General features: G+C 76.2%; 5 protein-coding genes. 4 read left to right on the top strand and 1 reads right to left on the bottom strand.

The window, feature by feature from the left end; genetic code table 11:
• Positions 1-144: 144 nt before the first annotated feature.
• Positions 145-999 carry an SDR family oxidoreductase gene (locus ACRYM0_RS20325; RefSeq protein ID WP_432507667.1) on the bottom strand — a complete coding sequence of 285 codons (855 nt, stop codon included), beginning with the start codon at positions 997-999 and terminating at the stop codon, positions 145-147.
• An 82-nt stretch (positions 1,000-1,081) separates the two neighbouring features.
• On the opposite strand from ACRYM0_RS20325, the gene ACRYM0_RS20320 reads away from it, so the two are divergent.
• From ACRYM0_RS20320 to ACRYM0_RS20305, 4 genes are read left to right on the top strand one after another with little or no spacing between them, the layout of a single operon-like run.
• Positions 1,082-2,773 carry a metallophosphoesterase family protein gene (locus ACRYM0_RS20320; RefSeq protein WP_432507666.1) on the top strand — a complete coding sequence of 564 codons (1,692 nt, stop codon included), beginning with the start codon at positions 1,082-1,084 and terminating at the stop codon, positions 2,771-2,773.
• Between the two features lie 44 nt (positions 2,774-2,817).
• Positions 2,818-3,060: a hypothetical protein gene (locus ACRYM0_RS20315; protein ID WP_432507665.1), complete on the top strand. Its 243-nt coding sequence runs from the start codon at positions 2,818-2,820 to the stop codon at positions 3,058-3,060.
• A gap of 60 nt (positions 3,061-3,120) precedes the next feature.
• Positions 3,121-3,741, top strand: a complete 621-nt coding sequence (locus ACRYM0_RS20310) for a DUF47 domain-containing protein (RefSeq protein ID WP_432507664.1) — start codon at positions 3,121-3,123, stop codon at positions 3,739-3,741.
• A gap of 4 nt (positions 3,742-3,745) precedes the next feature.
• Entirely contained in the window at positions 3,746-4,750 is a 1,005-nt protein-coding gene (locus ACRYM0_RS20305; RefSeq protein ID WP_432507663.1) for an inorganic phosphate transporter, read from the top strand.
• Positions 4,751-4,812 lie beyond the last annotated feature (62 nt).

Here is a 4,812-nt window from a genome sequence, read left to right as displayed (position 1 = left end):
CCCCCCCCCCCCCCCCCCCCCCCCCCCCCCCCCCCCCCCCCCCCCCCCCCCCCCCCCCCCCCCCCCCCCCCCCCCCCCCCCCCCCCCCCCCCCCCCCCCCCCCCCCCCCCCCCCGGGGAGGGGCTCCAGGGGGAGGGGGAGCCGTCAGGGGCGTCGCCAGTCGTCGGAGGTCAGGTGCGAGCCGGCCATGGGACCCATCTGCAGCATCCCGCCGTCCACCGCGTACGACGCCCCCGTGACGTACGAGCCCTCCGGGGAGCACAGCAGCGCCACCACCGCCGCGATCTCGCGCGCGTCACCCGGACGGCGCAGCGGCACCCCCGGGCGCTCCTCGGTGTGCGGGTCGTGGTCCTCCTGGCCCGTCATGGGCGTGGCGATCTCCCCGGGTGCCACCGCGTTGACCGTGATCCCGTGCTCGGCCAGCTCGATCGCCGCCGTGCGCGTCAGCAGCCCCAGGCCGCCCTTGGCCGCGCAGTACGGCGCGGCCCCCACCCGGGGCTGGTGCTCGTGCACGCTGGTGATGTTGACGATGCGCCCGCCCCGCCCGGCGGCGACCATCCGCCGCGCCGCCCGCTGCAGGCACAGGAACGCCCCGTCCAGGTCGGTGGCCAGGACCTCGCGCCAGTCCTCGAAGGACAGCTCCAGCAGCGGCGTCGAGGTGCCCGTGCCGGCGTCGTTGACCAGGACCTCCACCCCGCCCAGGGCCTCGGCCAGCTCGTCCACGACGTCCGCGGCCGCCGGCAGGTCGCGCAGGTCCAGGTGGCGCAGCTCGGCGCGCCGGCCCAGCGCCCGGACCTCCTCGGCGGTGCGCCGGCCCTGCTCCTCGTCGCGGAACCAGGTCACGCCGACGTCGTGGCCGCGCGCCGCCAGCTCCACGGCGATCGCCCGCCCGATGCCGGACTCGGAGCCCGTGACGATCGCCGGGCCGGGCCTGCCGGCGGGCTCGCGGCTGCGCAGGTCGCGGAACCCACCGCTCGCGGGAGTGCTCTCTTCGCTCATGCCCTCCCCGTACCCGCTCGGCACCCCGTGGATGCACCCCTGCACCCGGCAGGACGGCGCGGTCTGCGCGAGGATCGCCCCGATGGCTCCCGACGACCCCCGGCGCGAGGCCCCGCGCGAGGCCCCGCGCGACGCCCCGGCCGCCGTGCCCGCCCGCCCGCCCTGGTGGCGGCGCCGGCGCCTGACGCACGCGCTGCCGCCGCGCGCGGCGCGAGCCCTGGCGCGCGCGCTGGGGTGGGTGGGCGTGGTGCTGGTGGCGGCCGTCGGCGCCGGGGTCGGCTTCGCGCTGGCCCCCGGCCACGAGACCTGGGTGGGCCCGCTGCAGGTGGAGGTGCGGGTCCACCCCAGCCTCTCCCCGGGGGTGGCGGTCGACCTCCCGCCCGTGGGCGAGGTCACCTTCGACACGCACGCCGCCCCCGTCGAGGTCACCGCGGGCATCGAGTCGGTCGACCTGGACGCCGCCGGCCGCCTCGTGCGCTCCCCGCAGCAGCTGCTCGCGCTGGAGCTGACGGCCGCCGACACCGTGCGGGCCGCCACCGTGCGCGCCGCCGCCTACAGCGCCGCCTGCGGGATCGGCGGTGCCGTGCTCGCCGGGTTCGTCGTGTACCGCACCCGCGGCCGCACCCTGCAGGCCGGCGCGGCCTGCCTGGCGGCGCTGCTGGCCGCCGGCGGCGCCACCGCCGCCACCTTCGACGCCGCGGCGCTGCAGCAGCCCCGCTTCACCGGCCTGCTCTCGCGCGCGCCCTACCTCGTCACCAGCACCCAGGACGCCCTGGACCGGCTGGAGTCCTACCGCACCGGCCTGTCCGACATCGTGCGCAGCGTCAGCACCCTGTACGCCGTCAGCGCCGGGCTGCCCGCACTCGGCGACGGGCAGCCCGGCGCCGGTGCGGGGCAGGACGTCACGACCGTCCTGCACATCTCCGACCTGCACCTGAACCCGCTCGGCTTCGACCTGGTGGAGGACCTCATCGAGCAGTTCGGCGTGCAGGCGGTGGTGGACACCGGCGACGTCACGACCCTGGGTTCCGCGGTGGAGTCCTCGTTCCTGAACCGCATCGGCGGCCTCGGCGTGCCGTACGTCTTCGTGCGCGGCAACCACGACTCCGCCCAGACCCAGGCCGCCGTCGCCGCCCAGCCCGGCGCCGTCGTGCTGGACGACGGGCAGACCGCCGAGGTCGCCGGGCTGCGCTTCGCCGGCAAGGGCGACCCCGTCTTCACCCCGGAGGGGGAGGGCAGCACCGCCTCCGGGACCGCCGAGGAGGTGCAGCGCGAGTCCAACGAGGTGCTCGCCGCCGGCATCGAGCAGTGGGAGTCGGCCCACCCCGACGACCCCGTGGACGTGGCCCTGGTGCACGACCCCAGCGGCCTGGAGCCGCTGACGGGCCGGGTGCCGCTCGTGCTGGCCGGGCACCTGCACACGCGCAGCGTCACGCTCGACGCCTCGGGCACCCGGATCATGGTGGAGGGCACGACGGGGGGCGCGGGCATCACCTCGGCCGGGCTGGACCGCCTCGCCGACGGCACGCCCCTGCCGCTGTCGGCGACGCTGCTCTACTTCGACGCGGACGACGAGCTCCTGGCCTACGACGAGGTGACCGTCGGGGGCCTCGGCCTGGCCGAGGTCAGCCTGCAGCGCACGGTGCTGACCGACGAGGACCGCCCGCCGCTCCTCCCGCCGACCGCCGGCCCGCCCACCACCGCGCCCACCACCGCGCCCACCACCGCGCCCACCACGACCGCGCCGGCCACCGCCGCGCCACCGGTGCCGTGAACCGGGCTCGCGCACCGCGCCGCGCGCGTACCGTGGGCGCCACCATGACCCCACGACCCGACCCGGCCGGCCCCGAGCCGGGCACCGACGCAGGCCCCCTCGCCGACGACGCGCTCGCCGAGGAGATCGAGCTGTACGCCGACGTCGTCGTCGCGGCGTCGGAGAGTGACGGCCCACTGGCCGACAGCGACCTCGACCGGTTGCTCGGCGTGGACGACGCCGCCCCCGGCGCGGCACCCGCACCGCGCCCCGGGCTCGGTGCCGGGGACGGTGCACCCACCGCCTAGAGTCCGCTGCGGGTCGAGCGCCGCCGGCCCGACCGAGCACCGACCGTCTGCGGAGCCCCAGTGCGCTTTCGACTCACCCCCCGGGACGACGGCTTCTTCGAGCTGTTCGCCCGAACGGGCGACATCCTCGTGGAGGCCACGGCCGTCCTGACCGAGTTCCTGGGCAGCGACCAGGTGCGCCGGGTGGACCTGGCCCGTCGCATGGAGGAGGTCGAGCACGCCGGCGACGAGGCCGCCCACGCGGTGCTGCGCCGGCTCACCTCCTCCTTCGTGACGCCCTTCGACCGTGAGGACATCTACCGCCTGACCTCCCGGCTGGACGACTGCCTGGACCTCATGCACGCCGCCGTCGACCTCATCGTCATCTACCGGCTGGGCACCCTGCCGCCCGCGGTCGGCGACCTCGTGCAGATCATCACCCGGCAGGCGGAGCTGACCCGCGAGGCGCTGCCGCGGCTGCGCGCGCCGGGGGAGCTGGCGGACTACTGGGTGGAGATCAACCGCCTGGAGAACCAGGCCGACCAGGTCCACCGCGAGCTCCTCGGCACCATCTTCGGCGGTGAGCACGACGCCATCACGATCATGAAGCTCAAGGAGGTCGTGGAGACGCTGGAGAACACCGCGGACGCCTTCGAGGACGTCGCCCACACCGTGGAGACCATCGCGGTCAAGGAGTCCTGACCCGGTGGAGCCCGTCCTCGTCCTGGTCGTGGTGGTCGTCGTGGTGGCGCTCGTCTTCGACTTCACCAACGGCTTCCACGACGCCGCCAACGCCGTCGCCACCTCCGTCTCGACCCGGGCGCTGACCCCGCGCGTGGCCGTCGCACTGGCGGCCCTGTGCAACCTCGTCGGCGCCTTCCTCGGCACCGGCGTCGCCGAGACCATCGGCGACGGGATCATCGACGTCGGGATGGGCGCCGACGCCCTCTGGCTGATCCTGGCCGCCCTCGTCGGCGCCGTGGGCTGGCAGCTGCTCACCTGGTGGGGCGGGCTGCCGACGTCCGCCTCGCACGCCCTCATCGGTGCGCTGGCCGGCGTCGGCCTCGTCGCCCAGGCCACCGTGCACTGGGAGGTCGTCCTCGGCAAGGTCGTCGTCCCCATGCTCGTCTCGCCCCTGGCCGGCTTCCTCGTCGCCTACCTGGTGATGCTGGGGGTGCTGTGGGCGGTGCGCCGCTCCGCCCCCGGGCCGACGCAGCGCCGCTTCCGGGTGACGCAGACCGTCTCCGCCGCGGCGATGGCGCTGGGTCACGGGCTGCAGGACGCGCAGAAGACGATGGGCGTCATCGTCCTGGCCCTGGTCGCCGGCGGCTACCACGGGGGCGACGACTTCTCGATCCCGTGGTGGGTGAAGGTCAGCGCGGCCGTGGTCATCAGCGCCGGCACCTACGCCGGGGGGTGGCGGATCATGCGGACGCTGGGGCGGCGGATCATCCACCTCGACCCCGCGCGCGGCTTCACCGCCGAGGCGGTCTCCGCGATGGTGCTCTACGTGGCCGCGCTCGGTTTCCACGCTCCCGTCTCCACCACCCAGACCATCTCCTCGGCGATCACCGGGGTGGGTGCCACGAAGCGGCTGTCGGCGGTGCGCTGGGGGGTGGCCCGGACCATGGTCGTGGCGTGGCTGCTCACCCCGCCCGCCGCTGCCTGCCTGGGGGCGGGCCTGTACCTGCTCGGCAGCCTGGTCGCCTGATCCCGCGTCCCCGCACCATCCCCGGGACGACGAGCGCCCGGTCACCTCCCAGGAGGTGACCG

Source organism: Kineococcus arenarius subsp. arenarius, from assembly GCF_050871845.1.
GTDB lineage: Bacteria > Actinomycetota > Actinomycetes > Actinomycetales > Kineococcaceae > Kineococcus.
This window is presented reverse-complemented; position numbering and strand designations above follow the sequence as displayed.

Excerpts from the sequence above, each read along its gene's own strand:
- ACRYM0_RS20315 (WP_432507665.1), top strand. The coding sequence starts at position 2,818 with ATGACCCCACGACCCGACCCGGCCGGCCCCGAGCCGGGCACCGACGCA.
- ACRYM0_RS20320 (WP_432507666.1), top strand. The coding sequence starts at position 1,082 with ATGGCTCCCGACGACCCCCGGCGCGAGGCCCCGCGCGAGGCCCCGCGC.
- ACRYM0_RS20325 (WP_432507667.1), bottom strand. The coding sequence starts at position 999 with ATGAGCGAAGAGAGCACTCCCGCGAGCGGTGGGTTCCGCGACCTGCGC.